This is a genomic window from Micrococcus luteus (genome assembly GCF_022664405.1).
Taxonomy (GTDB): domain Bacteria; phylum Actinomycetota; class Actinomycetes; order Actinomycetales; family Micrococcaceae; genus Micrococcus; species Micrococcus luteus.
Map to the genome: position 1 here is coordinate 112985 of NZ_JAKRLB010000003.1, position 26470 is coordinate 139454.

The window sequence follows — 26470 nt, forward strand, 5'->3', positions numbered from 1 at the left end:
CCTCCTCAGTCCTCCGCCTGCTCCAGCGTGGCCCACAGCCCGTAGCCGTGCATCGCGCCCACGTGCAGCTCGGCCTTCTCCTTGGTGCCCGTCGCCACCACGGACCGGCCCCGCTCGTGGACCTCGAGCATGAGCCGCTGCGCCTTGGCCGCGGAGTAGCCGAAGTGGGTGCGGAACACGTAGGCCACGTAGCTCATCAGGTTCACCGGGTCGTTCCACACCACCACGTTCCACGGCCGGTCCCGGGCTGTGTCCTCGTGAGGCCGCTCCAGCAGGGCGGTGTCGGTGGCGCCGGCGGGGACGGACTCACCCGGCGCCGGACGCACGGCGCGCGGCGCGGACGGATCGTGGCGGGTCAGCACGGACATGCGCCCCAGTGTACGAGGCGGGCGGGCCAGGACCGGCCCCGCCACGGTCCACTAGGGTGGGGGCGTGAGCCAGAACCCCGTGCCCAGCGCCCCGCGGACCGCCGACGACTGGCAGATCCCCACGGCGCTGATGACCGACCACTACGAGCTGACCATGCTCCAGGCCGCGCTGAAGGCCGGCACCGCGCACCGCCGCTCCCGCTTCGAGCTGTTCACCCGACGCCTGCCCAGCGGCCGCCGCTACGGCGTGGTGGCCGGCGTGGGCCGCGCGCTGGAGGGCCTGTCCCGCTTCCGGTTCGACACGCCCGAGCTCGACTTCCTCGCGGACACCACCGCCCTCGACGACGCCACGCTGGCCTGGCTGGCCGACTACGAGTTCACGGGTGACATCGTGGGCTACGCCGAGGGCGAGGCCTACTTCCCGCACTCCCCCCTCCTGCAGGTGGAGTCGACGTTCGCCGAGGCGTGCATCCTGGAGACCTACCTGCTCTCCATCTACAACTACGACTCCGCCGTGGCCTCCGCAGCCTCCCGCATGACGGCCGTCGCGGACGGCCGCCCGTGCGCCGAGATGGGCTCGCGCCGCACGCACGAGGAGTCTGCCGTGGCCGCCGCCCGCGCCGCGGCCATCGCGGGCTTCACCGCCACCTCGAACCTCGAGGCGGGCCGCCGGTACGGCATCCCGACCGTCGGCACCGCCGCCCACTCCTTCACCCTGCTGCACGACTCGGAGCGCGCCGCCTTCGAGGCCCAGGTCGCCGCGCTCGGGGCGGACACCACCCTCCTCGTGGACACGTATGACGTGGAGCAGGGCGTGCGCACCGCGGTCGAGGTTGCCGGCCCGGCCCTGCGGAACGTCCGGGTCGACTCCGGCGACCTCGTGATCCAGGCTCACCGCGTGCGCGAGCTGCTCGACGAGCTGGGCAACACCGAGACCGGGATCATGGTCACCTCGGACCTGGACGAGTACGCGATCGCCGCCCTGCGCTCCGCCCCCGTCAGCTCGTACGGCGTGGGCACGCGCCTGGTCACCGGGTCCGGCGCGCCCACCGCCTCCATGGTCTACAAGCTCGTGGCCCGCCAGGACGACGACGGCACGTGGGTGGACGTGGCCAAGGCCAGTTCCGGCAAGGCCAGCCGGGGCGGCCGCAAGGAGGCCGCGCGCCGCCGCGACCCGCGGGGCCGGGCCACCGCCGAGGTGATCGGCGTCAACCGCGGCGCCGCGCCCGACGCCGACGACCGTCCCCTGCTGCACCGTTTCGTGCACGCCGGCGAGCTGGCCGAGGGCTGGACCGGCCCCGAGGCCGTCACCCGCGCCGCCGAGCGGCACGCCGCCTCCCTGCGCGAGCTGCCCGCCTCGGTGGGCCGCCTGCAGCCGGGCGACCCCGCCATCCCGACCATCTTCCTGGAGGACTGACCCATGGAGAACCTGAACCGCGCCCTGGTGATCGTGGACGTGCAGAACGACTTCTGCGAGGGCGGCGCCCTCGGCGTGACCGGCGGCGCCGCCGTCGCGGCCGGGGTCAGCGAGCACCTGGCCGAGCACGCGGACGCCTACGCGTCCGTGGCCGCCACGCGCGACTGGCACGTCGACCCGGGCACGCACTTCGCCGCGGCCACCGGCGCCGAGCCGGATTTCCGCACCACCTGGCCGGTGCACTGCGTGGCCGGCACCGCCGGCGCCGAGCTGCATCCCGACCTGGACGCCGAGCACCTCGACGCCGAGTTCCTCAAGGGCCTGCACACGGACGCCTACTCCGGCTTCGACGGCGCCCTCGGCGAGCCCGACGCCGTCCCGACCGGGGCCGCGGGCGAGCGCCCCTCCGGGACCGTCGGCCCGTACGGGGCCACCGCCGTGGCCGCGGCCGCCGTCGAGTCCGGCGCCCCCGGCCTCGACGAGTGGCTCCGTGAGCAGGGCGTGGACGCGATCACCGTGGTGGGCATCGCCACGGACCACTGCGTGCGCGCCACCGTGCTCGACGCCCTCGACGCCGGCTACGAGGTCACCGTGCTGACCGACCTGGTGGCCGGCGTCGACGAGGCGGCCGCCCAGGCCGCGCTCCACGAGATGGAGGCCGCCGGGGCCATCCTGGCGACCTCGTGAGCGGGTTCGGCCCCGAGCGGCACCGGCGTCGCCTCTGAGGCGCCGCACGCCGAGACAGTGACGAATGTCACTCGATGCGGCATGATGGAGGCACGCGGCCCCGGCGGGCGTGCCGGAGCCGGTGCCCGACGTCGACGAGGAGAGCAGCCATGACCGACTCCCCCATCGCCGCAGACCGGGACGGCATCCGCTACCTCTCCGGGGCGATCCCGGCCGCCGACGACGTCCGCGCCCTCTACGACGCCGTGGGCTGGTCCGCCTCCACGGCGGACATGGACACGCTCATGGGCGGGCTGCAGGGCTCGGCCACCGTGGTGACCGCCTTCGACGGCGGCCGTCTGGTCGGCCTGGCCCGCGTGGTCTCCGACGGCCACACCATCGCCTACCTGCAGGACATCCTCGTGGATCCGGGGCACCAGCGCCGCGGCATCGCCTCCGAGCTGCTGCGCCGCGTTTTCGCCCGGTTCGGCCAGGTGCGTCAGCACGTGCTGCTCACGGACACCGAGGAGCGCCAGCGCGCCTTCTACGAGGCCCATGGATTCCGCGAGTCCCGTGACGTGGAGGGTGACGAGCTGCGCGCCTTCGTGCGCTTCCAGTCCCGGGACGGCTGAGCCCGGCGCTCAGGCCGACACGGCCTGCCGCTCCCCCCGGGCGGGGGCGGCGGCGAGATCGCCGAGCCGCTCGGCCTCGTGCGGGCCGGGCTTCATGGCGCGCAGCGCGTTGACGATGGCCACGACGTCCACGAGCTCCTGGAACAGCGCGCCGACCAGAGCCGGGATGGCGCCCGTGGCGGCGATGACCATCAGGACCAGGGAGAGCGCGATGCCGACCCAGATCGACTGCGTGGCCACCTGCAGGGTGCGCTGGCCGGCGGCCACGGCGACGGCGACCTTGGAGACGTCGTCGGCGAGCACCACCACGTCGGCGGACTCGGAGGCGGCGGTCGAGCCGCGGGCGCCCATGGCCACGCCCACGTCCGCGGCGGCGAGCACGGGGACGTCGTTGACGCCGTCGCCGACCATCATCACCGGGCGCTCCGGGCGCTCGGAGAGCAGGCGGACCTTGTCCGCGGGCAGCAGGTCCGCGTGGACCTCGTCGATGCCCGCCTCCCTGGCGATGTGCCGTCCGGTGGCCTCGGCGTCGCCGGTGAGCATGAGGACCTGTCGTGCGCCGAGGCGGTGGAGCGCCTGCACGGTGGCGGCGGACTCGGGGCGGATGCGGTCGGCCAGCAGCAGGACGCCGGCGAAGGCGCCGTCCACGGCCACGTAGACGGCGGACTGACCGGGGGCGAGGTCGGCGGTGACGGTGTCCGGGGCGGCCTGCGTGACGTAGGCGCGCTTGCCGACGACGACGCGCCGACCCTCGAGCACCGCCACGACCCCGTGGGTGGCCTCCTCCGTGGCATCCTGCGCGGTCGCCAGGGACAGCCCGCGCTCCTCGGCCGCCGCGCGGATGGCGTCGGCGAGCACGTGCACGGAGTACTGCTCGGCGGAGGCGGCCAGGCGCAGCAGCTCGTCCTGGGCGAAGCCGGCGGCCGGGCGCACGCCGACCAGCTCGGGGCGGCCGGCGGTGAGGGTGCCGGTCTTGTCGAAGCCCACGGTCTGCACGGAGCCGAGGGCCTCGATGGTCCCACCCGACTTCACGATCACCCCGGACGTGGCGGCGCGGGACATGCCGCCGAGGAAGGCCACCGGAGCGGCGATGAGCAGCGGACACGGCGTGGCCACCACGAGCACCTCGGCGAAGCGGACCGGGTCCTGGGACAGCCACCAGGCCAGGCCGGCGATCAGGTAGGCGACGGCGGTGAACGGCACGGCGTAGCGGTCGGCCAGGCGCACCATGGGGGCGCGGGACTCGGCCGCCTGCTGCACGAGGGAGACGATGGCCGCGTACTGCGAGTCGGCCGCGGAGGCGGTCGCCTCGAGCACGAAGGCGCGGGTGCCGTTGAGCGCGCCGGACATCACGGCCGAGCCGGTGCGGCGCGTGACGGGCAGGGACTCGCCGGTCAGGGAGGACTCGTCCAGGTCCACGGCGACCTCCCCGCCGTCCTCGGCGGAAGCCACGGTGCCGTCCACGGGAAGCACCTCGGCGGGACGCACCAGGAGCCGGTCGCCGGCACGCACCTCCTCCACCGGCACGTCCTCCACGGAGCCGTCCGGGCCCAGGCGATGCGCGCGCTGCGGGGCGCGGTCCAGCAGGGCGGACAGATCCCGCCGAGCGCGGCCGGCCGCGTAGTCCTCGAGGGCCTCCCCACCGGTGAGCATCAGGCAGACGAGCACGGCGGCGAGGTGCTCCCCCACCAGCACGGTGGCGACGATCGCGGTGACGGCGAGGATGTCCACACCCCAGTGCCCGCGCATCAGGTCCCTGACCATGCCCACCGAGGTCCACGCGGCCACCACCAGGGCATACGCCGAGGCGATCCAGCGCGCCGGATCCTCCGCCCCCGCCAGGTGCAGGCCGAGGGTGAGGGCGACGACGACCAGCGTCGCGAGCACCCACGGGTACCGCGCGGCGAAGCCGAGGACGGCGGGACGTGACGGGGACGGGGCGGACACGGGCATGGCGACTCCTGACATCGTGCCCCCATTCCAGCCCGTCCCCGTGCCGGGTGCCAGCCAGGGGAGGCGAACCTCAGACCGCCGCGTGCGGGCCTTCAGGCCAAGTCGGCGGAGCGCCTCGCTGACGGGATGGCATGTCACGCATCGCTTTCGGCAACATGCTCAACCATCTTTGCCCTCCTGAATGCAGAGTAAAATCCCCTCGCGCTATCTGCAAATGATTCATCCGAGTTCCATGAATAGATGAAATAGTCAATATCAAGGAAATCATAGACCTCAGCAATGTCGCACTCATGCGGAGTTAAGCCCACAGGCGCCAGCTGCTTAGCGCGGAACTCTATAGACGTTAGATCATCAATTGGCCGTGATGACGGCCATTGGCCGACACCAAAAGTCCCACCGCCGAAGAGTCGCCCCGCCACGCGCTCCGCCTGCCGGATCCACCGAGGCCGCTGCTGCGCTTCGGCAGCAGCAAGGGCCTTAATGAGGCAAGGGTCAATATTTTCACGCATACATATGGAATCGATTTGAGACCACGTCTTCTGTCCGATGTCCTTAATGGAGTAATCGATTTCCATTTGCACATCCGGACCGGACCGGGTGTTGAATCGCTGGAAAGATATCGCCAAAACGGAAGCGAACAGGGCTGTCCAGAGTGCAATAACAAGCTCCCTGACCGACGGAACCAGGACAGAGAAGTGCGGGTATACCAATACTGCGACACTGCAATAAATCGTTGTGACGACTACAGACGCCGAAAGATAGACAGTATTCACTGTAGACAATTGTCTCAATGCGCCCTTTGGGCTGAAAGTAGACCGAATTTCCGCCAAGGTCGAATAGGTCCAAAATACGAATGCTGACGTCCAATACGGGTCCCCTCCCGACTCCACGGCCAAGTTCAGGGCCAGGACAGTCACGGAAAACGTAGGTATTCCCCTGTATATAAGTAGATACTTTACCGAGCTTCTTCTTGGCATTAAATCAAGAGAGTCCCGAGCTGTCGCATAAACTTCGGGCCATCTAGTACCAATAGCCTGGTAAATTAGCCATAAAAATATTCCCCCTAAAGATCCGATTACGATTGACACACCCGCCCCCTAGAGTCTCGAATCTGAACCTCAGGTCCGGCCGACGAACCACCCGCGCAGGGTGCTCAGCCGCTTCTCCAGCTGCTCCCGGGAGGCCTGGGCCACGGCGGGGCCGCCGGAGATCTCCCGCAGGCGGTTGTGGATCACCCCGTGCGGCTGGCCGGACCGGGCCGCCCAGGCGGACACCGTCTTGGACAGCTCCGCGCGCAGCTCCTTCATCCGCCGGTGGTCCACGACGTCGGCGGGCTCGACCGCCTGCGCACGCGGCCGGCGCTGGATCTGCTCGGCCTGCCGCTGCCGCAGCAGGGCGGAGACCTGCTCGGCGTCCAGCAGGCCCGGGATGCCGAGGAAGTCCTGCTCCTCCTCCGAGCCGACCGCGCCGCCGAGACCGAACTCGCCGCCGTCGAAGAGCACCTTGTCGAAGCTCGCCCGGGACTCGAGGGCCTCGAACTTCTCCCGCGTCAGCGCGTCCGAGCCGCTCTCGGCCCGGTTGGCCTCCGCGATGAGGTCCTCCTCGGGGGCGTCCTCGAGGTCCTCGACGTCGACGGCGCCCTCCTTGCGGTCCAGCGCGTGGTCCCGCTCGAGCTCCATCTCGTTGGCCAGCAGCATGAGCGCGGGCACGGACGGCAGGAACACCGAGGCGGTCTCCCCACGCCGGCGGGAGCGCACGAAGCGGCCCACGGCCTGGGCGAAGAACAGGGGCGTGGACGTGGACGTGGCGTACACGCCCACGCACAGGCGGGGCACGTCCACGCCCTCGGACACCATGCGCACCGCCACCATCCACCGCTCGTCCGACGCGGCGAACTCCTCGATGCGATCCGAGGCCCCCTTGTCGTCCGAGAGGATCACGGCCGGCCGCTGGCCGGTCAGCGCCTCGAGCTGCGCGGCGTACGCGCGCGCGTCCTGGTGGTCCGTGGCGATCACGAGGCCGCCGGCGTCGGGCACGTTGCGGCGCACCTCGCTGAGCCGGCGGTCGGCCGCGCGCAGCACGGACGGGATCCACTCGCCCGCCGGGTCCAGCGCGGTGCGCCAGGCGGAGGCGGTGATGTCCTTCGTGGCGGCCTCGCCGAGCTGAGCCTCCATGACCTCGCCGGTGGAGGTCTTCCAGCGCATCTGGCCCGAGTAGGCCATGAAGATCACGGGGCGGACCACGTGGTCGCGCAGCGCCGGCCCGTAGCCGTACGTGTAGTCGGCCTTGGAGCGCTCGATGCCGTCCTGGCCGAGCTCGTAGCGGACGAAGGGGATGGAGGCGGTATCCGAGCGGAAGGGCGTGCCGGTCAGGGACAGCCGCCGCGTGGCCGGCTCGAACGCCTCACGGATGCCCTCGCCCCAGCTCAGGGCGTCGCCGCCGTGGTGGATCTCGTCCAGGATCACCAGCGTCTTGGCGGCCTCGGTGCGGTTCCGGTGCAGGACGGGCTTGTTCGCCACCTGGGCGTACGTCAGCGCCACCCCGCGGTACTCGGCGCCGTGCCGCCCGTCGGCGTTCTTGAAGTTCGGGTCGATCGCGATGCCGACGCGCGCGGCGTTGTCCGCCCACTGGCGCTTGAGGTGGTCCGTGGGCGCGACGACGGTCAGTCGCTGCACGACGCCGGAGTCCATCAGGATCTTGGCCACGCGCAGCGCGAACGTCGTCTTGCCCGCGCCGGGGGTCGCGACCGCCAGGAAGTCCTGCGGCGCGGTCTGGAGGTAGCGCTCCAGCGCCTCCTGCTGCCACTGGCGCAGCTTGGGGGCCGTCCCCCACGCCGCGCGCTCGGGCATGGCGGGGGGAAGGTCCTCGCCGATGTGGAACAGGTCGTGCTGGACGCTGCCGTCCGGGGTGCCGCTCGTCAGGGAGCGGCCGTCAGCCACGGCCGCGGCCTCCGAACCAGCCACCGCGCTTGCCGTCGCCGTCGCCGCCGTCCTGCGGCTCGCGCAGGCCCTCGTAGATCTCCTTGCACGTGGGGCACACGGGGAACTTGTTCGGGTCCCGGCCCGGCACCCACACCTTGCCGCACAGGGCGATCACGGGGGCACCGGTGACGGCGGACTCCGTGATCTTCTCCTTGCGGACGTAGTGGGCGAAGCGCTCGTGGTCGCCCGGCTCGATCTCCTGGCGCAGCTCCTCACGCTCGAGGACGGACGTGCCGCCGCCGGCGGGCGCGAAGGGGTCGTTCAGGTCGGGTTCGCCGGTCACACTCATGCGGGCCAGTCTAGCCGCGCCCCTCAGAAGGCGGCCACGGCCTGGTAGGTCTCGGCCTGCGCGCGGTCGTACCAGCGCGCCCCCAGGCGCACACCCAGCCACAGCGCGACGGCGCCCCACGCGAGCCCGAGCGCCACCGTCACCCACCCCCACACGGCGGCCCCGGTGACGAGCCGGACGACGAAGGGCACCAGGAACGGCACCGCGAGCGCCAGGCTGACCAGCATCGCGGCGCCCTGGACGAGCATCGTGCGCATGGCCGCGCCCTGCGGCGTCGCGAACGGGCTGTCCCCCGGCTTCGGAACCGGGTAGACGAAGCGGGCGGAGACGAACGCGGACAGCCCGGCGGTCGTCCCGAACAGGCCGAGGGCCAGGCCCAGCATCGGCGCCAGCAGGGACCAGTCCCCCGCCGCCGCCACCGTCGCCGTCGTCACGAGCAGGATCATCGGCACGCCCCAGCCCGCCAGGCCCAGGACCCGGCCCCAGCGGTCGTCCACGCCCCGCACGCCCGAGACGACCTGCAGGTGGAACGCCGTGTGGTCGTAGGCGATGTCCGCGGAGATCGAGTAGGCCAGGGACCAGGCGGTGATCGGCCCGAGGATCAGCAGCAGGCCCAGTCCGGGACCCCCCTCCGCGGCCATGCCCCCGGTGAACCACAGCAGGACGGCCATGAGCGGGATGATGATGAGCCCGGCCGCGTACCGCGGATCGGCCAGCCAGTAGCGCTGGGCGCGGGCCGCGATCGCGGTGCGCGGGCCCGTGGCCCGTCGGCCCAGCCAGCGCAGCGGCATCGGGTCCGCTCCCGCGGCGACGCGGCGGGACCGACCGCCGCCCACGGCCACCGGCTCCACGGTGCGGCGCACGGCCAGGTGCCACAGGGCCAGGGCGGCCAGGCACCAGGCCGCCGCCACCGCGAGGTGGAGCGCGACGGCGGCGCCGCGGCCCTCGGCGGCCGCCCACGCCGCGGCGGGGCCCGCCCCGAACGGGGTCCACGCCGCGCCGCGGGCGACCTGGGGCGCGATCGCCAGGAAGTCCTCGAACGACGCGATGGCCTGCGAGAGGGCGACGCCGCCGAGCATGAGCGGGATGAACAGCAGGACGGAGACGACGTCCCGCACCCGACGCCGGCTCGCGTAGGCGGCCAGGAGGCCGGCGAGGCCGGAGCCGATCGCCACGGCGGTCACCGCGGTCAGCGCGCCCCCGGCCAGGCCCGCCGCCAGCGCGGCCGGCCGGTCCCACCAGCTGGCCCCCAGGCCCACCAGCACGGCCAGCGTGGCGAGCCCGACCGGCGTCGTGAAGGCGCTCAGGACCAGCCCGGCGATGAGGGTGCGGGCCGGGACGGGGAAGAGCACGAAGCTGTGCGGGTCGAGGGTGGCGTCCACGCCCGTGACGAACGGCGGGATGACGAGCCAGGCGAGCACCACGACGGCGGCGGCCAGCACGGTCGTGGCGCCGCGGGCCTCGTCCGGCAGGGCGGGCAGGCCCGTGACGAGCAGCGTCACCGCCACGGCGGCCATGCCGAGCACGTACAGCGCGCCGAGCACGCTCATCACCAGGGTGAACGGGGACCGCCGCCACTGGTTCAGGGTCAGCGTCCAGCGCAGTCGGACGAGCGTCAGAGCCATGCCAGCCCCTCCGAGCCGTGGCGGCCGCCGACGAGGTCCACGAAGCGGTCCTCGAGGTCGTGCCCGTCCCGGACCTCCTCGAGCGTGCCGGCGGCCCGCAGCGTCCCGGCCGCGATCACGGCGACGTGGGTGCACATGCGCTGGACGAGGTCCATCACGTGGCTCGAGACGATCACGGTGCCGCCCCGCTCCACGTACGAGTGCAGGATGTCCCGGATGTTCGCGGCGGAGACCGGGTCCACGGCCTCGAACGGCTCGTCCAGGACGAGCAGGTCCGGGGCGTGGACCATGGCGGCCGCCAGGGACACCTTCTTGGTCATGCCGGCGGAGTAGTCGGCCACGAGCTTGCGGCCGGCGTCCTCCAGGTCCATCACCCGCAGCAGGTCCGCGGTCCGCTCGGCCACGGTGTCCGCGTCGAGGCCATGCAGCAGCCCGGCGTAGGTCATGAGCTGCGTGCCCGTGAGGCGGTCGAAGGTGCGCACGCCGTCGGCGAGCACGCCGACCCGTCGCTTGGCCTCGAGGGGCTGCTCCCACACGTCGACGCCGTGGATCCAGGCGCGGCCGTGGTCCGGGCGCAGCAGCCCGGTGGCCATCGACAGGGCCGTGGTCTTGCCCGCCCCGTTGGGCCCGACCACCCCGAAGAACGATCCGGCCGGGACGTCCAGGTCCAGCGCGTCCAGCGCCAGCTTGTCCCCGAACCGCTGGGTCAGCCCGCGCGTGACGAGGGCGAGGTCCGGATCGGGGGCGTCGGCCGCACGCCGACGGGCGGCGGCCGCCAGGTGGGCGGGGGCAGGCTCGGGCGCATGCGGAGACATGCCTGGGACCTTACCCACCGTCAGGCGGCCACGGCGACCCCCTCAAGGATGAACCGTGGGCCCCTCAGAACAGCGCTGCGGCCAGCCGGCGCCGCGAGGCCTGCACACGGGGGTCGTCCGTGCCCACCACGGTGTAGAGGTCCACGAGGTGGGCGCGCGCCGTCTCCCGGTCGTCGCCGGGGTGGAGGGCGATGAACCGCACGAGCCGGGCGAAGGCGTCCTCCACGTGGCCGCCGAGCACGTCCAGGTCCGCGACGGCGAGCTGGGCGGCGACGTCGTCCGGGCCGTCCGCGGCGGCCGCGCGCACCGCCGCGGCGTCGGCGTCACGGGTGCGCAGCATGAGGCGGGCCGCCGACAGGCCCTGCTGGGCCACGGCATCCGCGGGGCTGTCGGCCAGCGCCGCCTCCCACGCCGAGACGGCCCCGGGCAGGTCATCGGCGGCGAGGGCCTCATGGGCGGCCCGGTGCAGCGGCGGCACGGGCGGAGCCTCCGCAGCCGCGGCGTCGGCGTCCTGGCGCGCCGGGGCGACGGGGGGCACGGTGCCGGCGACGCCGTTCTGACGGGCCACCTCGAGGATCTCCCCCATGAGCTGGCGCAGCGTCTCCTCCGGCACCTCCTGATTGACCAGCGGCACCGGCTGCCCCGCCACCACGGCCATGACCGCGGGGCCGGCCCCCAGGCCGAGCGCCTGCAGCACGGCGGGCTCCTTCGCCACGTCCAGACGCGCGAGCACGAGCCGTCCCGCCTGGGCGTCGGCCGCGTCCGCGAACTGGCGGTAGAGCGCCTCGCTCGCCGCATCCCCGGGCACGTGCAGGTGCAGCAGCACCGGCACCTGGGCGGAGAGCTGGACCAGCTGCTGCAGCAGACCCTGGTCGGCGTCCGCGATCACCCACGAGCCGCCGCCGGCGCCGGCGTCGGCCCCCGGCGCGGTGCGCCCGGCCGGGGCCGGGGTGCCGAGCGAGGACAGGTCGACGGCGCCGCGCAGGTGGGACGGGGCGTCGGAGGGGGGCTGGGCGGTCACGTCGGTCACGATCCTTCCGGTCCGGGGCCGCCCCGTCGCCGGGGCGAGGGGCGTTGTCACTGGGCCCCACGGTAGCCTCCCGGGCGCGGCGCGGTCAGGCCGGGGCCCTGACGTACGCTGAGCGCGTGGAGGAGAAGGAGACCGCATCCGGCCCGGATGCCACCGGCGTCGCCGACGTCCGCGCCCCGGCCGAGCCCGAGGGCGCCGAGCAGCCGCCCGTGGCCGGCGTCCCCGTGGAGCCGGTCGGGGTGGCCGCCGCGCCGCGGTCGCACGGGCCGGCGCCCGCCGGGCGTCGTCGACTGCCCCGCCTGGGCTCGGTCCTGCGGCGGCGCCGTCCCTTTCTCGAGGAGGACCGGGTGGACCCCGAGTCGGTCCCCGTCGACGGCGCCGAGGATCCGGCGGTCGCGGCCGTGGTCGTCGAGTCCCCCGTGCTGACCGGCTTCCTGCTCGCGGTCGGCGTGGCCCTGGCCATCGGCGTCGTCTCGGTGCTGCGCACGAACGGGCAGCTGATCGTGTGGATCGCCGCCGCCCTGTTCATCGCCCTGGGCCTGGACCCGCTGGTGCGCCGGGTCGAGGCCTGGGGCGCGCCCCGCTGGGTCGGCGTGCTCACGGCCGCGCTCGGCCTGGCCGCCGTGGCCGGGGCGTTCGTCGCCCTCCTGGTCCCCACGGTGATCGAGCAGTCCACGCAGCTGGTCCAGGACCTGCCGGCCATCATCGACGGGGTGATGACCGCCGAGTGGTTCGTGCAGCTCGACGAGGAGTTCCACCTCGAGGAGGCCGTCCGCGCCCAGACCGAGCGCCTCGCCGCCGACGGCGTCGCCGTCACCGACCTGTTCGGCGGGCTCCTCGGCTTCGGCCAGACCGTGCTGAACGCCGTCTTCTCGGTGCTCGTGGTGGTCGTGCTGACGCTGTACTTCCTCTCCTCCCTGCCGCACATGAAGTACTGGGCCTACCGGCTCGCACCGCGTTCGCGCCGGCCCCGGATCGAGGCGCTGTCCGAGCAGATCACCTCCTCGGTCGGCCACTACGTGATGGGCCAGTCCTTCGTGGCCGCCCTCAACGGCGCGGTGGCGTTCACGGCGCTGGCCATCGCCGGCGCCCCCTTCGCCGTCCTGCTCGCCGCGATCGCCGCCTTCATGGCGTTCATCCCGCTGGTGGGCGCCGCGATCGGCGGCACGCTGCTGACCCTCGTGAGCCTGCTGACCTCGTGGCAGACCGCCGCCGTGTTCGCGGCCATCTACTTCGTCTACCTGCAGATCGAGGCCTACGTCATCTCGCCGCGTGTCATGGCGCGCGCGGTGTCCGTGCCGGCGGCCGTGGCCGTGATCGCGGTGATCGCCGGTGGCGCGCTGCTGGGCGTCCTCGGCGCCCTCATGGCGATCCCGCTCGCCGCCGCGCTGCTGCTGCTGGTCCGCGAGGTCTTCATCCCCCGCCAGGACGCCCGGTAGGCCCACGACGGCGGCGCGGCCCGGACCGTCGCGGTCAGCGGCTCGGGCGGGTGCGCCAGCACACCGGGTGCCAGTGCCGCCGGTCCGCTCCCGCGTCCTCGTCCCCCATGATCCAGTCGGCGCGCCAGGCCACGAGGTGCGCCTGGCCCTGCCGGATCACCCGGCCGCAGCCGGGGCACGTGTAGTCCTTCACCGCGCGCCACGCGGGGATCTGCCGGACGTGCCAGCCGCCGTCGGACCCGGACTGGCGCGAGTAGCCCGCGTCCAGGCCGAGGAGCTCCTCGAGCGGGTCGGCGCGCCCCGGCGACGGCCGGGACCGCCGGGAGGCGCCGGAGGCCCCGCGCTCGCTCCGCCGAGGCGCGGACGAGCGGCGGGGGCGGTTCGAACGGGGCATGCCTCCATGCTGGCACACGAGCCGGTGGGCGCGGTCCGCCTAGGATGGACCGGTGCGACTCGTCATTGCCCGCTGCTCCGTGACCTATGAGGGCCGCCTGAACGCCCACCTGCCCACCGCCACCCGCCTGCTCATGGTGAAGGCGGACGGCTCGGTGCTGGTGCACTCCGACGGCGGCTCCTACAAGCCCCTCAACTGGATGTCGCCGCCCGCGACCCTGCACGTGGAGGAGCCCTCCCCCGACCAGGCCGACCAGGGAGTGACGCAGGTCTGGCGCGTGCAGGCCAAGAAGTCCGACGACCGGCTCATCGTGCTCATCGAGGAGGTCCTGGCGGACGACTCCCACGAGCTCGGCGTGGACCCCGGCCTCGTCAAGGACGGCGTGGAGGCGGATCTGCAGCGTCTGCTGGCCGAGCAGATCAGCCTGCTCGGCGACGGCCACACCCTCGTGCGCCGCGAGTACATGACGGCGATCGGCCCCGTCGACATCCTGGCCCGCGACGCCGACGGCGGCACCGTGGCGGTCGAGCTCAAGCGCCGCGGGGACATCGACGGGGTCGAGCAGCTCACCCGCTACCTCGAGCTGATGAACCGGGACCCGCTCCTGGCGCCCGTGCGCGGCGTGTTCGCGGCCCAGCAGATCAAGCCCCAGGCCCGCACCCTCGCCGAGGACCGCGGCATCCGCTGCGTCACCCTCGACTACGACGCGATGCGCGGCGTGGACGACGCCGAGTCCCGCCTGTTCTGAGGCGCCGGGCGGGCTCAGCGGCGCCAGAAGGACGACGCCGCGGACGGCCCCGCCTCGCTCCAGGCGCGCAGGGCGCCGGCGTCGTCGGGGTCGACGACGACGCGCACCGGACGTGTGCCGGCGCTCAGCTCCAGGACGGCCCGGCCGGCCTCGTCCGCCGGGAGGCGGTCGATCTGCAGGCGGCTCCGGTCCGCGCTCCAGCGCTCCCGCGAGAGGCGCCAGCCCCCGGTGAGGCGCAGGCGGGACTCGTCGTACACGCCGATCACACGCTCACGCCCCGGGCCCTCCCGCTCCAGGACCGCAGGGAAGGCGGCCGTGACACGGGCGAGGGCCCGGCGCCGCATCACCAGGGCGAGTGCCGACAGCACGATGACTGCCACCACGGTCGCCGAGGCGATGAGCACCGGGCCCTCCACCGTCAGGTCCTGCCGCGCCGCGTCAGGCCGCCGCGGCGTCGCCCAGCCGGGCGGACGTCGCGGCGATCACGACACGGTCGTGGTCCACGGAGAAGAAGCCGCCGCGGGCCTGCGCGGTGACGGTGCCGCCGTCCGTGGTCCGCACCACGACCTCGCCGTCGCCGAGGACGGCGAGCATCGGGGTGTGGCCCGGGAGGATGCCGATCTCACCGTTGACGGTGCGCGCCGACACGGCCGACGCGGCGCCCGACCAGATGGACCGCTCCTCGGAGACGATCTCGACGTTGAGCTCAGCCATGATCGATCAGCCCTCGGCCTGGATCTTGGCCCACTCGCGCTCGACGTCGTCCAGGCCGCCCACGTTGTAGAAGGCCTGCTCCGCGACGTGGTCCAGGTCGCCGTCGGCGATGGCCTTAAAGCCCTCGACGGTGTCCTTGACCGGCACGGTGGAGCCCTCGACGCCGGTGAACTGCTTGGCGGTGTAGGTGTTCTGCGAGAGGAACTGCTCGATCTTGCGGGCGCGGCCCACGGTGATCTTGTCCTCCTCGGAGAGCTCGTCCACACCGAGGATCGCGATGATGTCCTGCAGCTCCTTGTTCTTCTGCAGGATCTGCTTCACGCGGATGGCCACGTCGTAGTGGTCCTGGCCCACGTACTGCGGGTCGAGGATGCGCGAGGTCGAGGCCAGCGGGTCCACGGCCGGGTACAGGCCACGGGACGCGAGGTCACGGGTCAGGTTGGTGGTCGCGTCCAGGTGCGCGAACACGTTGGCCGGGGCCGGGTCGGTGTAGTCGTCCGCGGGGACGTACACGGCCTGCATCGAGGTGATGGAGTGGCCGCGGGTCGAGGTGATGCGCTCCTGGAGCACACCCATCTCGTCCGCCAGGTTCGGCTGGTAGCCCACGGCGGAGGGCATGCGGCCCAGCAGCGTGGAGACCTCGGAACCGGCCTGCGAGAAGCGGAAGATGTTGTCGATGAACAGCAGCACGTCCTGGTTCTGCACATCGCGGAAGTACTCCGCCATGGTCAGCGCGGACAGGGCCACACGCAGACGCGTGCCCGGCGGCTCGTCCATCTGGCCGAACACGAGGGCGGTGTCCTTCAGGACGTCCGCCTCGTCCATCTCGACCCAGAGGTCGTTGCCCTCACGGGTGCGCTCGCCGACGCCGGCGAACACGGAGGTGCCGCCGAAGTTGCGGGCCACACGGGTGATCATCTCCTGGATGAGCACGGTCTTGCCCACGCCGGCGCCGCCGAACAGGCCGATCTTGCCGCCCTTGATGTAGGGGGTCAGCAGGTCGATGACCTTGATGCCGGTCTCCAGCATCTCGGTGGAGCCCTCGAGGGACGCGAAGTTCGGGGCCGGGCGGTGGATCGGCCAGCGGTCCTCGGCCTGCAGCTGCGAGGTCGGCATGTCCAGGGTCTCGCCGAGCACGTTGAAGATGTGGCCCTTCACGGCGTCGCCGACCGGCACCGAGATGGGGGCACCGGTGTCCACGACGTCGGTGCCGCGCACCAGGCCGTCGGTGGACTGCAGGGAGATGGCGCGGACCATGTTGTCGCCGAGGTGCTGGGCGACCTCGAAGGTGACCGTGCGGCGCTGGCCGTTGAAGTCGATCTCGGTGGTCAGCGCGTTGTAGATCTCCGGCATCGCGTTGGCCGGGAACTCGGCGTCGATCACGGGGCCGATGACGCGGGACACGCGTCCGGTGGCACCGCCGGTGGGGGTCCCGGTGCCCTGGTCAGTGATGGTGGCAGTCATCTCTCTCACTTCTATCGTGTGTGGATGGCGAGTCTGGTGAGTCCCGAACGGGCTCAGGAGTTGTTGAGCGCGTCCGCGCCCGCGATGAGCTCGGTGAGCTCCTGGGTGATCTCGGCCTGACGGGCGTTGTTCATCAGGAGGGTGTAGTCCTTGATGAGGCTCGTGGCGTTGTCGCCCGCCGACTTCATGGCGCGCTGACGGTTGGCGAGCTCCGAGGCCGCCGACTGCAGCATCGCGTTGAAGATGCGCGACTCGATGTACTTGGGCAGCAGCGCGTCGAGGACCTCCTCCGCGTCCGGCTCGTACTCGTAGAGCGGCAGCACGTCCTCGGCGGTGGCGGCCTCCTCCTCGACGACCTCGAGGGGCAGCAGGCGCACCACGTGGGGGTTCTGCTTCACGAGCGAGACGAACTCGGTGAACACGACGTGGATCTCGTCCACGCCGCCGTCCGCCGTGTCCGTGAGGAACGCATCCACGAGCACCTCGCCGATCTCGGCGGCGCGCTCGGCGACGGGGGCGTCCGTCTGACCGGTCCACAGCTTCTTGTAGCCGCGGCCGCGGAAGTCGAAGTACGTCTGCGCCTTGCGGCCGACGACGTACACGTCCACGTCCTTGCCCTCCTCGCCGAGGCGGGTGAGGAGCTGCTCGGCCTTGCGCAGCACGTTCGCGGAGTACGCGCCGGCGAGGCCGCGGTCCGAGGACATGATGAGCACGGCCGCCCGGGTCGGGTTCTCGGGCTCCGTGGTGAGGACATGATCGATGTCGTGCTGGCTCGACACGGCCGAGACGGCGCGGGTGATCGCGTTCGCGTAGGGCAGCGACGCGCTGACGCGCTCACGTGCCTTGGTGATGCGAGACGTGGCGATCAGCTCCATCGCCTTGAAGATCTTCTTCATCGACGACGTCGACGCGATCTTCTGACGGTAGACCCGGATCTGGGCTCCCATGGTGGTCCTTTCCCTGGCGGGAGGGCGGCCCGGCGTCGTCCCCGTGGGGTCCGACGCCGGACCGCTCCCTCACCGACCGGCGGTCAGCGCTTCTGCTTGGTGATCTGCTCCTGCGCGACCTGGTCCTGCTCGATCGCGCGGTGCTCCTCGTGGCCGGCCTGCACGCCGCCGTCCTCGGAGGACTGGAAGCCCTTGGAGAACTCGGCGACGGCCGACTCGAGCGCGGACACGGTGCCGTCCTCGAGCTTGCCGGTGGAGGCGATGTCGGTCAGGACGGAGGTGTGGCGACGCAGGTGGTCGATGAACTCGCGCTCGAAGCGCAGCACGTCCTGCACCGGCACCTCGTCGAGGTGGCCCTTGGAGCCGGCCCAGATGGACACGACCTGCTCCTCGACCGGGTAGGGCGAGTACTGCGGCTGCTTGAGCAGCTCCATGAGGCGCTCACCGCGGGCGAGCTGGCGGCGGGTGGCCGGGTCCAGGTCGGAGGCGAACATGGAGAACGCCTGCTGGTCGCGGTACTGCGCCAGGTCCAGCTTCAGCGTGCCGGAGACCTTCTTCATGGCCTTGACCTGGGCGGCGCCGCCCACGCGGGACACCGAGATGCCCACGTCCACGGCGGGACGCTGGTTGGCGTTGAACAGGTCCGACTGCAGGAAGATCTGGCCGTCGGTGATGGAGATGACGTTGGTCGGGATGTAGGCCGACACGTCGTTCGCCTTGGTCTCGATGATCGGCAGGCCGGTCATCGAGCCCGCGCCCATCTCGTCCGAGAGCTTGGCGCAGCGCTCGAGGAGCCGGGAGTGCAGGTAGAAGACGTCACCCGGGTAGGCCTCGCGGCCCGGCGGGCGGCGCAGCAGCAGGGAGACGGCGCGGTAGGCCTCGGCCTGCTTCGACAGGTCGTCGAAGATGATCAGCACGTGCTTGCCGCCGTACATCCAGTGCTGGCCGATGGCCGAGCCGGCGTAGGGGGCGAGGTACTTGAAGCCGGCCGGGTCGGACGCCGGGGAGGCCACGATGGTGGTGTACTCCAGAGCGCCGTGCTCCTCCAGCGTGGCGCGGACGCCGGCGATGGTGGAGGCCTTCTGGCCCACGGCCACGTAGACGCAGCGGACCTGCTTCTCGACGTCGCCCGACTCCCAGTTGGCCTTCTGGTTGAGGATCGTGTCGACGGCGATCGCGGTCTTGCCGGTCTGGCGGTCACCGATGATCAGCTGACGCTGGCCACGGCCGATCGGGATCATGGCGTCGATGGCCTTCATGCCGGTCTGCAGCGGCTCGTGGACCGACTTGCGCTCGGTCACGGTCGGCGCCTGCAGCTCGAGGGCACGGCGGCCCTCGGCCTCGATCGGGCCCAGGTCGTCGATGGGCTGGCCCAGCGGGTCCACCACACGGCCCAGGAAGGCGTCGCCCACCGGGACGGAGAGGATCTCGCCGGTGCGCTGCACCTCCATGCCCTCGCGGATCTCCTGGAACTCGCCGAGGACGACGACACCGATCTCACGGGTGTCGAGGTTCTGGGCCAGGCCCTGGATGCCGTTCTCGAAGCGCAGCAGCTCGTTCGCCATGACGGAGGGCAGACCCTCCACACGAGCGATGCCGTCCGCCGCGGAGATGACACGGCCGACCTCGGTGCGATCGGTGCCCGACGGTTCGTACGATGCCGCGAAATCGTTCAAGGCATTGCGGACATCGTCAGCGTTGATGGTCAATTCGGCCATCTGCAGTCCCTGCTCTCTGTGCTTGGTGATCATCGACGTGACGATGATGCTTACGTTCGTGGGTGTTCCGGATGCGGGCGGGAGCCGGCGTCAGCCGGCCATCCGCCGCTGGAGGTCGTGGAGGCGCGCGGCCATGGACCCGTCGACGACGTCGTCGCCGACCTGGACGCGGATGCCGCCCACCACGTGGGGGTCCACCGTCACGTCCATGACGAGATCGCGGCCGAAGGCGCGGCGCAGGCCCAGGGCCAGCCGCTCCTGCTGCTCGGCCTCGAGCGGCCGGGCCACGGTCACCTCGGCGATCCACTGGCGCTGCCGCTCGGCGACGACGTCCGCGGCCTTGCGGACGGCGGCGGACGGCTTCAGGCCGCGCGGGGCCGAGACGGCGCGCTCGACCAGCAGTCGGCCGGCCGGGCTGGCCGACTCGCCCAGGAGGCGACCGGCCAGAGCGGCCCGTGCCTCGAGGGGTGCGTGCTGGTCGGTGAGCGCCCGCTGCACCTCGTGCGAGTCCTCCACCGTGCGGTTGAAGGCCAGCAGCTCGCCCGAGAGGGCGGCCAGGCCCGCGTGTCCGCCGCGTGCGGCCTCAGCGGCGGCCGCGTGCGCGGCCACCGTCTCGAGGGCGTCCCCGAGATCGCGCTCCGCCGACCAGCGGCGGCCGGCCAGGTCCTTGAGGACCTGCAGTGCACCGGGGGTCACCCGGGCGCCGAACAGCGAGTCGACGAGGCCGTGACGGCGCTCGGTGGTCCAGGCGGGGTCGGTCAGGGCGCGGCGCAGGGCGCCGTGCTCGTCCACCACGTCCAGCGCGCCGAACAGCTCGCGTGCCAGGGCCACGCCGCCCTCGTCCAGCACCGGACCGACGGCCTCCAGGGAGGCGGCCAGGGAGTCCCTCGATGCGCCCGTCATCATTCGGCGACACCTGCGCTCTGGTGACGGTCCAGGTCAGCCAGGAAGCGGTCGACCACGCGCTGCGAGCGGGCGTCGTCCTCGAGGGACTCGCCCACGATCTTGCCGGCCAGGGTCGTGGCCAGCGAGCCGACCTCGCCCTTGAGCTGCGCGGCGGCCTGCTGACGCTCGGCGGCGATCTGCGCCTGCGCCTGCTCGGAGATGCGCGTCGCCTCGGCGGTCGCGCGCTCGCGCGCCTCGGCCACGATCTCGGCGGCCTCGGTGCGGGCATCCTCGCGGATGCGGTTCGCCTCGGTGCGGGCGTCCGCCAGCTGCGACTCGTAGTCCGCCATCATCGCGTTCGCCTCGGCCTGGGCCTTCTCAGCCTTGGCCAGACCGCCCTCGATCGCCTCGACACGGTCCTGGTAGGACTTCTCGAGGGTCGGGACGATGAACTTGATGACGATGAACATGAGCAGGGCGAAGCCCACCACGACGACGAGGATCTCCCACGGGTTGGGGATCAGGGGGTTGGCCCCCTCAGCCGCCGCGAGGATCAGTCCGTTGCTGATCATGTTTCAACCATCCTTCGGTCAAGAGTCCTGTGGAGAGGGAGCACCGACGGTCTCACCGTGCGGGCGCTCCGTGGACGCGGCGCGTCAGGCGCCGATGACGAAGGCGAAGACGAGGCCCAGGATGGCGAGGGCCTCGGCGAGCGCGAAGCCCAGGAGGGCGATCGGCTGCAGGATGCGCTGGGCCTCCGGCTGACGGGCGACGCCGTTGATGTAGGCGGCGAAGATCAGGCCCACGCCGATGGCGGAGCCGATGGCGGCGAGGCCGTAGCCGATCATGTTGAGCGAACCGTGCAGTTCCATGGTGTTCCTTTCACGAGGCCGAGGTGTCCGGCCGGGTTGTGGAGGGTCGGCCTCCCGGGTGGTCCTCCTGCGGAGGGCCGGGAAGACTGGTGGCGGGCTCTCCCGCCGTACCGCAGCCGCCTGGGTCGTGCCCGAGGCGGCCCCGGAAGATCAGTGGTCGTTCGCGTCGATCGCGCCCTGGATGTAGATCGCGGTCAGCAGCGTGAAGACGAAGGCCTGCAGGTACATGATCAGCAGCTCGAGGAAGTACAGGGCCACCGAGCCGAGGATGACCAGGATGCCGGTGCCCTGCAGGGCCAGGCTGCCGGTCTGCGTGATCAGGTAGGCGGCGCCGGCGCCGGCGAGCATCACGATCATGTGGCCGGAGAGCATGGTGGCCATCAGACGCAGGGAGTGGGTCAGCGGGCGCACGATGAAGTTGGAGATGATCTCCAGCGGCACGAGCAGCGGCAGGATCCAGCCGGGCACACCCGAGGGCACGACGGCCAGCTTCAGGTAGCGCACGCCGTGGCGCTTGATGCCGACGCCGATCCAGATCGCGTAGACGATGAGGGCCAGGCCGTAGGCGGCGCCCGCGTGGGAGAAGGTCGGCAGCTGCAGCACCGGGATGGCGCCGAACAGGTTGTTCAGCAGCACGAAGAAGAAGATGGAGAAGAGCAGCGGGACCCACTGCTTGAAGTTCTTCTCGCCCAGGATGTCCTTCGCGATGTCGTTCCGGACGAAGGAGTAGCCGGACTCGGCGAGCCACTGGGCCTTGCCGGGCACGAGCCGGGGACGGCGCATGGCCCACGCGAAGAAGGCGGTGATGAGCACTACGGAGAGCAGGACGAGCAGCATCTGCTTGCCGAAGCCGGTGCCGTACTCCGCACCCCAGGGGAAGATCTCCGGGAGGTGACCATCAGAGATGGTGGGGGGCACGAATGATGCGTTGGCCAGCACGAGGGTCAGCACGCGGTTCCTCTCCGAAGTGATGCAGTCGACGGGACCGCAGCCTCGTCCCCGGACCACAGGCGGGCGCCGCGACATTGCGGGGGGTACCGGTGCGATGCGAGACACGGATGGCGGCAGGTGGGCGCCGTCGAAGTGTTCGCCGCCAACGATACCAAACGGTGACCCGTGCTCCGTACCGCAGAAGGGGCCCACGACATGGCCCCCGGCTCGGTGTCTTCGCCCCTCGGGCGGGTCAGTCGGTGTAGATCCCGCGGCGGGTCCGCGCGAAGACGAGGACCTCCGCGGCCTGCCAGACGAGGATCGTCACGAGGGCGGCGATCGCCGCCGCGTCCGCCCGGACCCAGCCGGGGCGGGGCAGGACCCCCAGCAGCACCGCGAACACCGCGATCTTGAGCACGAACAGCCCCACGCTGACCGGCAGCGCCGCCTCGCGCGCCCGGTCCCACACGAGTGCCGTCGTCGCCCCGGTGAGCGCCGAGAGCGCGAGCACCGCGCCGCCGCCCAGCAGGGCGCTCCCGGCCGCCTCCCCGCCGACGGAGAGCAGCCACGCGGCGCACGTGATCGCCAGGGCAGCCCCCGCCGCGGTCAGGGACCACCCGAGGATCCCCCACCAGCCGCGGCGGTTCTCCCAGCGGCGCCGGCGTCGGCGGCCGCCCGCCCCGGTCACGCGTCCCCCCGCTCGTCCGGGTGGGCCGCGGCGTCGTGCCGGTCCGCGCGACGGCGCTCCACGATCGGATGCAGGGTGAGGTAGCCGGCTCCGGCCAGGGCCACGGCGAGCACGGGTAGGACGATCATGTGGTCCACGAAGTTCAGGGACACCGCGCCCCATGCCACGAGGAACGCCCAGAGCCAGAGCAGCGCGACGGCCTGCGCCTGGGTGTAGCCGCCGTCCACGAGCTTGTGGTGCAGGTGCCCGCGGTCCGCCGAGAAGGGGCTGGTGCCCTTGGCCGTGCGCCGCAGCACGGCCAGGGCGAGGTCCGCGAGCGGCAGGGCGAGGACGGCGACGGGCAGCAGGATCGGCGTGTAGGCGGGGACGTTGCGGAAGCGCATCCCGTCCAGGGCGTTGACGTCGGCGGTCACGGCGACCGCGGCCGCGGCCATCAGCAGGCCGATGAGCATGGCCCCCACCTCGCCCATGAAGATGCGGGCCGGGGACAGGTTCCACGGCAGGAAGCCCACGCACGCGCCGACGAGCAGGGCCATGAGCAGGGTGGCGAGGTTGGCGTAGTCGAACTGGTTGATGGTCCGCGTCAGCAGATACGAGTAGACGAAGAAGGCCGAGCCGCCGATCAGCGCGACGCCCGCCGCCAGGCCGTCCAGACCGTCCACGAAGTTGATCGCGTTCATCGTCAGCACCACGGCGAACACCGTGAGGATGACCTGCGTGGTCTCGTTCCCCACCGGGATCCAGCCCACCGGCATCGCCTCGATGCGGATCCCGCCCAGGGCCACCGCGAGTCCGGCCAGCACCTGGCCGGCCATCTTCACCCACCAGCGCAGGTCCCACATGTCGTCGGCGATGCCCACGACGAGCACGACGGCGACGGCGACCAGGAGCCCGCGCATCGCGGCGTCGTCCGCGTAGATCCCCTGGAGGAACGGCACGACTCCCCCGACGGCGAATCCCACCAGCACGGCCGCGGCCATGGCCACGCCGCCCAGCTTCGGCACGGGGTGCCGGTGCACATCCCGCTGGCGCAGCGGGGTGAACACGCGCGCGCCCAGCCCCAGCCGGCGCATGAGGGGCGTCAGGGCCCCGCAGGCGACGGCCGTGACCATGACCAGGACGAGATACGCGCGCATGGGGGCCGGTCAGGCCTCCCGGTCGGCGGGGCGCGCCGCGGCGGCGTCGTCGGCGGCCGCGATCCGCTCGGCGGCGACCGGCGGCTCCTCGCCCTCGGCGAGCAGGTCCGGCACCACCGCGCGCAGCTCCTCCAGGGGCACGGAGCCCTGCCGGGCCACGCGGAACGGGGTGACGGTGCAGTCCACGATCGTCGAGGGATCCCGGCTCTCGCGGGGGCCGGCGTCGAGGTAGAGGGCCACGGACTCCCCCAGCATCGAGCGGGCGGCGTCGGCGGTGGTGGCGGCGTCCATGCCGGTGCGGTTCGCGCTGGAGACGGCCATGGGGCCGACGGCGTAGAGCAGTTCGCGGGCCACCGCGTCGTCGGGCACGCGCAGGGCGACGGTGCCGCGGGTCTCGCCGAGGTCCCAGGTCAGCGTGGGCTGGGACTTGAGGATGAGCGTGAGGGCGCCGGGCCAGAAGCGCCCGGCGAGGGCCTCGGCCTCCTCCGGCACGTCGTACGCGAGGCCGGCCATGACGCGGCGGTCCGCGATGAGCACGGGCGGCGGCATGGTGCGGCCACGGCCCTTGGCGGCCAGCAGCACGGCCACGGCCAGCGGGGAGAACGCGTCCGCTCCGATGCCGTAGACGGTGTCCGTGGGCAGGACCACGCAGCCGCGGTCCGCGAGGACCTCGCGGGCGCGGGCCACGGCATCCTCGAGGGCGGCCGGATCCGAGACGTCGATGAAGTCACTCACGTCGGTCATTCTTCCACCTCCGCGCCCGCCACGGCGTCGCAGGACCGGCGCGCCGTGAGGAACCGGTCTCGTCCGGTGAGGTCCTGGTGGACTCGGACGCCCGTGAACCGCCGGTCCGCGCCGAGGGCGGCCAGGAGGGCCGGGCCCTGCGTCTCGTGGTGCTCCATGGCGAACAGGCCGCCCGGGACGAGCAGGTCCGCCGCCCGGTGCGCGATGGCGCGCGGGATCCGCAGCCCGGGCGCGTCCCCGCCGTAGAGCGCCCGCGCCGGGTCCAGTCGGGCCTCGGGCTGGGCGGGCACCTCGGCCTCGGGCACGTAGGGCGGGTTGCTCACGACGACGTCCACGCGGCCCTCGAGGTTGGGGCACGCGACAAGGGCATCGGCTTGTCGCAGGTCGACCCCGCGCGGGGCGAGGTTCCGCCGGGCCCAGTCGGCCGCCGTCGGGTCGAGCTCGACGGCGGTGACGGCGAGCGGGCGGCCCCGCGCCTCGCCCCACGCCGCGACGGCCGCGGCGATCGCGCCGGAGCCGGTGCACAGGTCCACCACGGCGCCCGCCGCGGGCCGCGCGGCCAAGTCGGCCACGACGGTCTCCACGAGCAGCTCGGTCTCCGGCCGCGGGACGAAGACGCCTGGGCCGACCGCCAGGTCGAGCCCGTGGAAGTGCGCGACGCCGGTCAGGTGCTGGACGGGCTCGCGGGCGGCGCGGCGCCCGACGAGCGCCTCGAAGGCCGCCGCCTGCGCGGGCTCGGCCACGGCCCCGGCGAACACCCGGGCCAGCAGCGCGCCGCGGTCGAGGCCGAGCACGTGGGCCAGCAGCAGCTCGGCGTCCACACGCGGCGAGTCGATGCCCACCGCGGTCAGGCGGGCGGCGGCGTCGCGCAGCAGCGCGGACCAGGCCGGTGCGCTCACGCGTCCCCGCCCAGCGCGGCGAGCCGCCGCTCCTCGTCGAGGGCGAGGCAGGAGGCGATCACGGCCTCGAGGTCGCCGTCGAGGACCGCGTCGAGGTTGTGCGCCTTGTAGCCGGTGCGGTGGTCCGCGATCCGGTTCTCCGGGAAGTTGTAGGTCCGGATGCGTTCCGAGCGGTCCATGGTGCGCACCTGCGCGGCGCGCGCCGCGGAGTCCTCGGCGTCCTGCTCCGCCCGCTGCCGCTCGAGCAACCGCGACCGCAGCACGCGCAGCGCGGCCTCGCGGTTCTGGATCTGGGACTTCTCGTTCTGCATGGAGACGACGATCCCCGTGGGCAGGTGCGTCAGGCGCACGGCGGAGTCGGTCGTGTTGACGGACTGGCCGCCCGGCCCGGAGGAGCGGAAGACGTCCACCTTGAGGTCGTTCGGATCGAGGTGAACCTCGTCCGGGGCGTCCACCTCGGGCAGCACGAGCACGCCGGCGGCGGAGGTGTGGATGCGGCCCTGGGACTCGGTGACGGGCACGCGCTGCACGCGGTGCACGCCGCCCTCGAACTTGAGCCGGGCGTAGACGCCGTCGGCCGGGTCGGCCGCGCTCCCCCGCACCGCCACGTGGACGTCCTTGTAGCCGCCCAGGTCGGAGTGCGTGGCGGAGAGGACCTCCGTCTTCCAGCCCCGGGACTCGGCGTAGCGCAGGTACATGCGCAGCAGGTCGCCGGCGAACAGGGCCGCCTCCTCGCCGCCCTCGCCGCCCTTGATCTCGAGGATCACGTCGCGCGCGTCGTCGGGGTCGCGCGGGATCAGCAGCCGGCGCAGCCGTTCGGCGGCCTCGGCCTCGGCCGCCTCCAGACCGGGCACCTCGGCCGCGAAGGCCGCCGCATCGTCGTCGCCGGCCGCGGCCAGCTCCCGCGCGTCGGCCAGCTCCTCCGCGGCCGCCGACCAGGCGCGGTGGGCCGTCACCACGGCGCTGAGCTCGGCGAACCGCCGGTTCAGCCGCCGGGCGAGCCCCGGGTCCTGGTGCACCGCCGGGTCGGACAGGCGCGCCGTCAGCTCGCGATGCTCCGCCAGGAGCCGATCCACGGCCTCGCGCCGCTGATCCGAATCGAACACGTGCGTGCCT

The 26470-nt window shown here is 72.6% G+C and carries 28 protein-coding genes; 5 read left to right on the forward strand and 23 right to left on the reverse strand.

The window, feature by feature from the left end; translation table 11 throughout:
- Window positions 1-5 precede the first annotated feature (5 nt).
- Window positions 6-368, reverse strand: a complete 363-nt coding sequence (gene clpS / locus MF605_RS02215) for an ATP-dependent Clp protease adapter ClpS (RefSeq protein ID WP_002857236.1) — start codon at window positions 366-368, stop codon at window positions 6-8.
- A gap of 64 nt (window positions 369-432) precedes the next feature.
- Between clpS and MF605_RS02220 the strand changes: the two genes are divergently transcribed.
- The 3 genes from MF605_RS02220 (at window position 433) to MF605_RS02230 (ending at window position 3083) form a co-directional block, all read left to right on the forward strand.
- Window positions 433-1785 (forward strand): nicotinate phosphoribosyltransferase, encoded by a 1353-nt coding sequence (locus MF605_RS02220; RefSeq protein ID WP_036313014.1) that lies wholly within the window; start codon window positions 433-435, stop codon window positions 1783-1785.
- 3 nt (window positions 1786-1788) lie between these two features.
- Window positions 1789-2472 carry an isochorismatase family protein gene (locus MF605_RS02225; protein WP_036313018.1) on the forward strand — a complete coding sequence of 228 codons (684 nt, stop codon included), beginning with the start codon at window positions 1789-1791 and terminating at the stop codon, window positions 2470-2472.
- Window positions 2473-2621: 149 nt separating this feature from the next.
- Window positions 2622-3083 (forward strand): GNAT family N-acetyltransferase, encoded by a 462-nt coding sequence (locus MF605_RS02230; RefSeq protein WP_134416601.1) that lies wholly within the window; start codon window positions 2622-2624, stop codon window positions 3081-3083.
- A 9-nt stretch (window positions 3084-3092) separates the two neighbouring features.
- Here the strand turns inward: MF605_RS02230 and MF605_RS02235 are convergent, their stop codons facing one another.
- The 7 genes from MF605_RS02235 to MF605_RS02265 all read right to left on the reverse strand — a co-directional run bounded on the left by MF605_RS02235 (window position 3093) and on the right by MF605_RS02265 (window position 11767).
- Window positions 3093-5036, reverse strand: coding sequence for a heavy metal translocating P-type ATPase (locus MF605_RS02235; protein WP_134416599.1), 1944 nt, complete (start codon window positions 5034-5036; stop codon window positions 3093-3095).
- 134 nt (window positions 5037-5170) lie between these two features.
- Window positions 5171-5611 carry a hypothetical protein gene (locus tag MF605_RS02240; RefSeq protein ID WP_134416597.1) on the reverse strand — a complete coding sequence of 147 codons (441 nt, stop codon included), beginning with the start codon at window positions 5609-5611 and terminating at the stop codon, window positions 5171-5173.
- A 543-nt stretch (window positions 5612-6154) separates the two neighbouring features.
- Window positions 6155-7885: a DEAD/DEAH box helicase gene (locus tag MF605_RS02245; RefSeq protein WP_242821230.1), complete on the reverse strand. Its 1731-nt coding sequence runs from the start codon at window positions 7883-7885 to the stop codon at window positions 6155-6157.
- Window positions 7886-7967: 82 nt separating this feature from the next.
- Window positions 7968-8306 carry a DUF3039 domain-containing protein gene (locus MF605_RS02250; protein ID WP_044659196.1) on the reverse strand — a complete coding sequence of 113 codons (339 nt, stop codon included), beginning with the start codon at window positions 8304-8306 and terminating at the stop codon, window positions 7968-7970.
- 23 nt (window positions 8307-8329) lie between these two features.
- A complete protein-coding gene (locus MF605_RS02255; protein WP_036313027.1) occupies window positions 8330-9931 on the reverse strand; it encodes a Tat (twin-arginine translocation) pathway signal sequence in 1602 nt (533 codons plus the stop codon).
- Complete coding sequence (locus tag MF605_RS02260; protein ID WP_044659201.1) at window positions 9922-10746, reverse strand: ABC transporter ATP-binding protein; 825 nt, start codon at window positions 10744-10746, stop codon at window positions 9922-9924. The genes MF605_RS02255 and MF605_RS02260 overlap by 10 nt, the downstream gene beginning before the upstream one ends.
- A gap of 64 nt (window positions 10747-10810) precedes the next feature.
- A complete protein-coding gene (locus tag MF605_RS02265) occupies window positions 10811-11767 on the reverse strand; it encodes a co-chaperone YbbN (protein ID WP_223247526.1) in 957 nt (318 codons plus the stop codon).
- A 125-nt stretch (window positions 11768-11892) separates the two neighbouring features.
- On the opposite strand from MF605_RS02265, the gene MF605_RS02270 reads away from it, so the two are divergent.
- Window positions 11893-13215 carry an AI-2E family transporter gene (locus tag MF605_RS02270; RefSeq protein WP_134416593.1) on the forward strand — a complete coding sequence of 441 codons (1323 nt, stop codon included), beginning with the start codon at window positions 11893-11895 and terminating at the stop codon, window positions 13213-13215.
- A gap of 34 nt (window positions 13216-13249) precedes the next feature.
- Here the strand turns inward: MF605_RS02270 and MF605_RS02275 are convergent, their stop codons facing one another.
- Window positions 13250-13609: an Rv1322 family protein gene (locus MF605_RS02275; RefSeq protein ID WP_049145255.1), complete on the reverse strand. Its 360-nt coding sequence runs from the start codon at window positions 13607-13609 to the stop codon at window positions 13250-13252.
- Window positions 13610-13661: 52 nt separating this feature from the next.
- On the opposite strand from MF605_RS02275, the gene nucS reads away from it, so the two are divergent.
- On the forward strand, window positions 13662-14357 hold the full coding sequence (gene nucS / locus MF605_RS02280; RefSeq protein WP_002857250.1) for an endonuclease NucS: 696 nt from the start codon (window positions 13662-13664) through the stop codon (window positions 14355-14357).
- 14 nt (window positions 14358-14371) lie between these two features.
- Here nucS and MF605_RS02285 read toward each other — a convergent pair whose 3' ends face one another.
- From MF605_RS02285 to prfA, 14 genes are all read right to left on the reverse strand, one after another.
- Window positions 14372-14761, reverse strand: a complete 390-nt coding sequence (locus MF605_RS02285) for a DUF2550 family protein (protein WP_230259842.1) — start codon at window positions 14759-14761, stop codon at window positions 14372-14374.
- Window positions 14762-14795: 34 nt separating this feature from the next.
- Complete coding sequence (locus MF605_RS02290) at window positions 14796-15071, reverse strand: F0F1 ATP synthase subunit epsilon (protein WP_036313044.1); 276 nt, start codon at window positions 15069-15071, stop codon at window positions 14796-14798.
- Between the two features lie 6 nt (window positions 15072-15077).
- Complete coding sequence (atpD, locus tag MF605_RS02295) at window positions 15078-16535, reverse strand: F0F1 ATP synthase subunit beta (RefSeq protein ID WP_041103230.1); 1458 nt, start codon at window positions 16533-16535, stop codon at window positions 15078-15080.
- A gap of 53 nt (window positions 16536-16588) precedes the next feature.
- A complete protein-coding gene (locus MF605_RS02300; protein WP_041103232.1) occupies window positions 16589-17482 on the reverse strand; it encodes a F0F1 ATP synthase subunit gamma in 894 nt (297 codons plus the stop codon).
- Window positions 17483-17565: 83 nt separating this feature from the next.
- On the reverse strand, window positions 17566-19200 hold the full coding sequence (gene atpA, locus MF605_RS02305; RefSeq protein WP_036334989.1) for a F0F1 ATP synthase subunit alpha: 1635 nt from the start codon (window positions 19198-19200) through the stop codon (window positions 17566-17568).
- A 90-nt stretch (window positions 19201-19290) separates the two neighbouring features.
- Entirely contained in the window at window positions 19291-20106 is an 816-nt protein-coding gene (locus MF605_RS02310) for a F0F1 ATP synthase subunit delta (protein WP_049145267.1), read from the reverse strand.
- A complete protein-coding gene (locus tag MF605_RS02315; protein ID WP_002857262.1) occupies window positions 20103-20657 on the reverse strand; it encodes a F0F1 ATP synthase subunit B in 555 nt (184 codons plus the stop codon). The genes MF605_RS02310 and MF605_RS02315 overlap by 4 nt, the downstream gene beginning before the upstream one ends.
- An 84-nt stretch (window positions 20658-20741) precedes the next feature.
- A complete protein-coding gene (locus MF605_RS02320) occupies window positions 20742-20957 on the reverse strand; it encodes an ATP synthase subunit C (protein ID WP_002857264.1) in 216 nt (71 codons plus the stop codon).
- 150 nt (window positions 20958-21107) lie between these two features.
- Complete coding sequence (gene atpB, locus MF605_RS02325) at window positions 21108-21908, reverse strand: F0F1 ATP synthase subunit A (RefSeq protein WP_036382182.1); 801 nt, start codon at window positions 21906-21908, stop codon at window positions 21108-21110.
- A gap of 232 nt (window positions 21909-22140) precedes the next feature.
- Window positions 22141-22575, reverse strand: coding sequence for a hypothetical protein (locus MF605_RS02330; protein ID WP_036382185.1), 435 nt, complete (start codon window positions 22573-22575; stop codon window positions 22141-22143).
- Entirely contained in the window at window positions 22572-23711 is a 1140-nt protein-coding gene (locus tag MF605_RS02335; RefSeq protein WP_041103236.1) for an MraY family glycosyltransferase, read from the reverse strand. Before MF605_RS02335 ends, MF605_RS02330 begins: the two co-directional genes overlap by 4 nt.
- A gap of 9 nt (window positions 23712-23720) precedes the next feature.
- On the reverse strand, window positions 23721-24455 hold the full coding sequence (locus tag MF605_RS02340) for an L-threonylcarbamoyladenylate synthase (protein ID WP_036313064.1): 735 nt from the start codon (window positions 24453-24455) through the stop codon (window positions 23721-23723).
- The gene (gene prmC, locus MF605_RS02345) at window positions 24452-25354 is read right to left on the reverse strand and encodes a peptide chain release factor N(5)-glutamine methyltransferase (protein WP_036382189.1); all 903 of its coding nucleotides are present in this window, start codon (window positions 25352-25354) and stop codon (window positions 24452-24454) included. Before prmC ends, MF605_RS02340 begins: the two co-directional genes overlap by 4 nt.
- Complete coding sequence (gene prfA, locus MF605_RS02350; RefSeq protein ID WP_134416591.1) at window positions 25351-26460, reverse strand: peptide chain release factor 1; 1110 nt, start codon at window positions 26458-26460, stop codon at window positions 25351-25353. The genes prmC and prfA overlap by 4 nt, the downstream gene beginning before the upstream one ends.
- Window positions 26461-26470 lie beyond the last annotated feature (10 nt).

Excerpts from the sequence above, each read along its gene's own strand:
- MF605_RS02225 (WP_036313018.1), top strand. The coding sequence starts at position 1,789 with ATGGAGAACCTGAACCGCGCCCTGGTGATCGTGGACGTGCAGAACGAC.
- MF605_RS02275 (WP_049145255.1), bottom strand. The coding sequence starts at position 13,609 with ATGCCCCGTTCGAACCGCCCCCGCCGCTCGTCCGCGCCTCGGCGGAGC.
- MF605_RS02260 (WP_044659201.1), bottom strand. The coding sequence starts at position 10,746 with ATGTCTCCGCATGCGCCCGAGCCTGCCCCCGCCCACCTGGCGGCCGCC.
- atpA (WP_036334989.1), bottom strand. The coding sequence starts at position 19,200 with ATGGCCGAATTGACCATCAACGCTGACGATGTCCGCAATGCCTTGAAC.
- MF605_RS02240 (WP_134416597.1), bottom strand. The coding sequence starts at position 5,611 with ATGGAAATCGATTACTCCATTAAGGACATCGGACAGAAGACGTGGTCT.
- MF605_RS02245 (WP_242821230.1), bottom strand. The coding sequence starts at position 7,885 with ATGCCCGAGCGCGCGGCGTGGGGGACGGCCCCCAAGCTGCGCCAGTGG.
- MF605_RS02230 (WP_134416601.1), top strand. The coding sequence starts at position 2,622 with ATGACCGACTCCCCCATCGCCGCAGACCGGGACGGCATCCGCTACCTC.
- MF605_RS02310 (WP_049145267.1), bottom strand. The coding sequence starts at position 20,106 with ATGATGACGGGCGCATCGAGGGACTCCCTGGCCGCCTCCCTGGAGGCC.
- MF605_RS02340 (WP_036313064.1), bottom strand. The coding sequence starts at position 24,455 with ATGACCGACGTGAGTGACTTCATCGACGTCTCGGATCCGGCCGCCCTC.
- atpD (WP_041103230.1), bottom strand. The coding sequence starts at position 16,535 with ATGACTGCCACCATCACTGACCAGGGCACCGGGACCCCCACCGGCGGT.
- MF605_RS02320 (WP_002857264.1), bottom strand. The coding sequence starts at position 20,957 with ATGGAACTGCACGGTTCGCTCAACATGATCGGCTACGGCCTCGCCGCC.
- MF605_RS02315 (WP_002857262.1), bottom strand. The coding sequence starts at position 20,657 with ATGATCAGCAACGGACTGATCCTCGCGGCGGCTGAGGGGGCCAACCCC.
- MF605_RS02255 (WP_036313027.1), bottom strand. The coding sequence starts at position 9,931 with ATGGCTCTGACGCTCGTCCGACTGCGCTGGACGCTGACCCTGAACCAG.
- MF605_RS02335 (WP_041103236.1), bottom strand. The coding sequence starts at position 23,711 with ATGCGCGCGTATCTCGTCCTGGTCATGGTCACGGCCGTCGCCTGCGGG.
- MF605_RS02290 (WP_036313044.1), bottom strand. The coding sequence starts at position 15,071 with ATGGCTGAGCTCAACGTCGAGATCGTCTCCGAGGAGCGGTCCATCTGG.
- MF605_RS02250 (WP_044659196.1), bottom strand. The coding sequence starts at position 8,306 with ATGAGTGTGACCGGCGAACCCGACCTGAACGACCCCTTCGCGCCCGCC.
- MF605_RS02300 (WP_041103232.1), bottom strand. The coding sequence starts at position 17,482 with ATGGGAGCCCAGATCCGGGTCTACCGTCAGAAGATCGCGTCGACGTCG.
- MF605_RS02235 (WP_134416599.1), bottom strand. The coding sequence starts at position 5,036 with ATGCCCGTGTCCGCCCCGTCCCCGTCACGTCCCGCCGTCCTCGGCTTC.
- clpS (WP_002857236.1), bottom strand. The coding sequence starts at position 368 with ATGTCCGTGCTGACCCGCCACGATCCGTCCGCGCCGCGCGCCGTGCGT.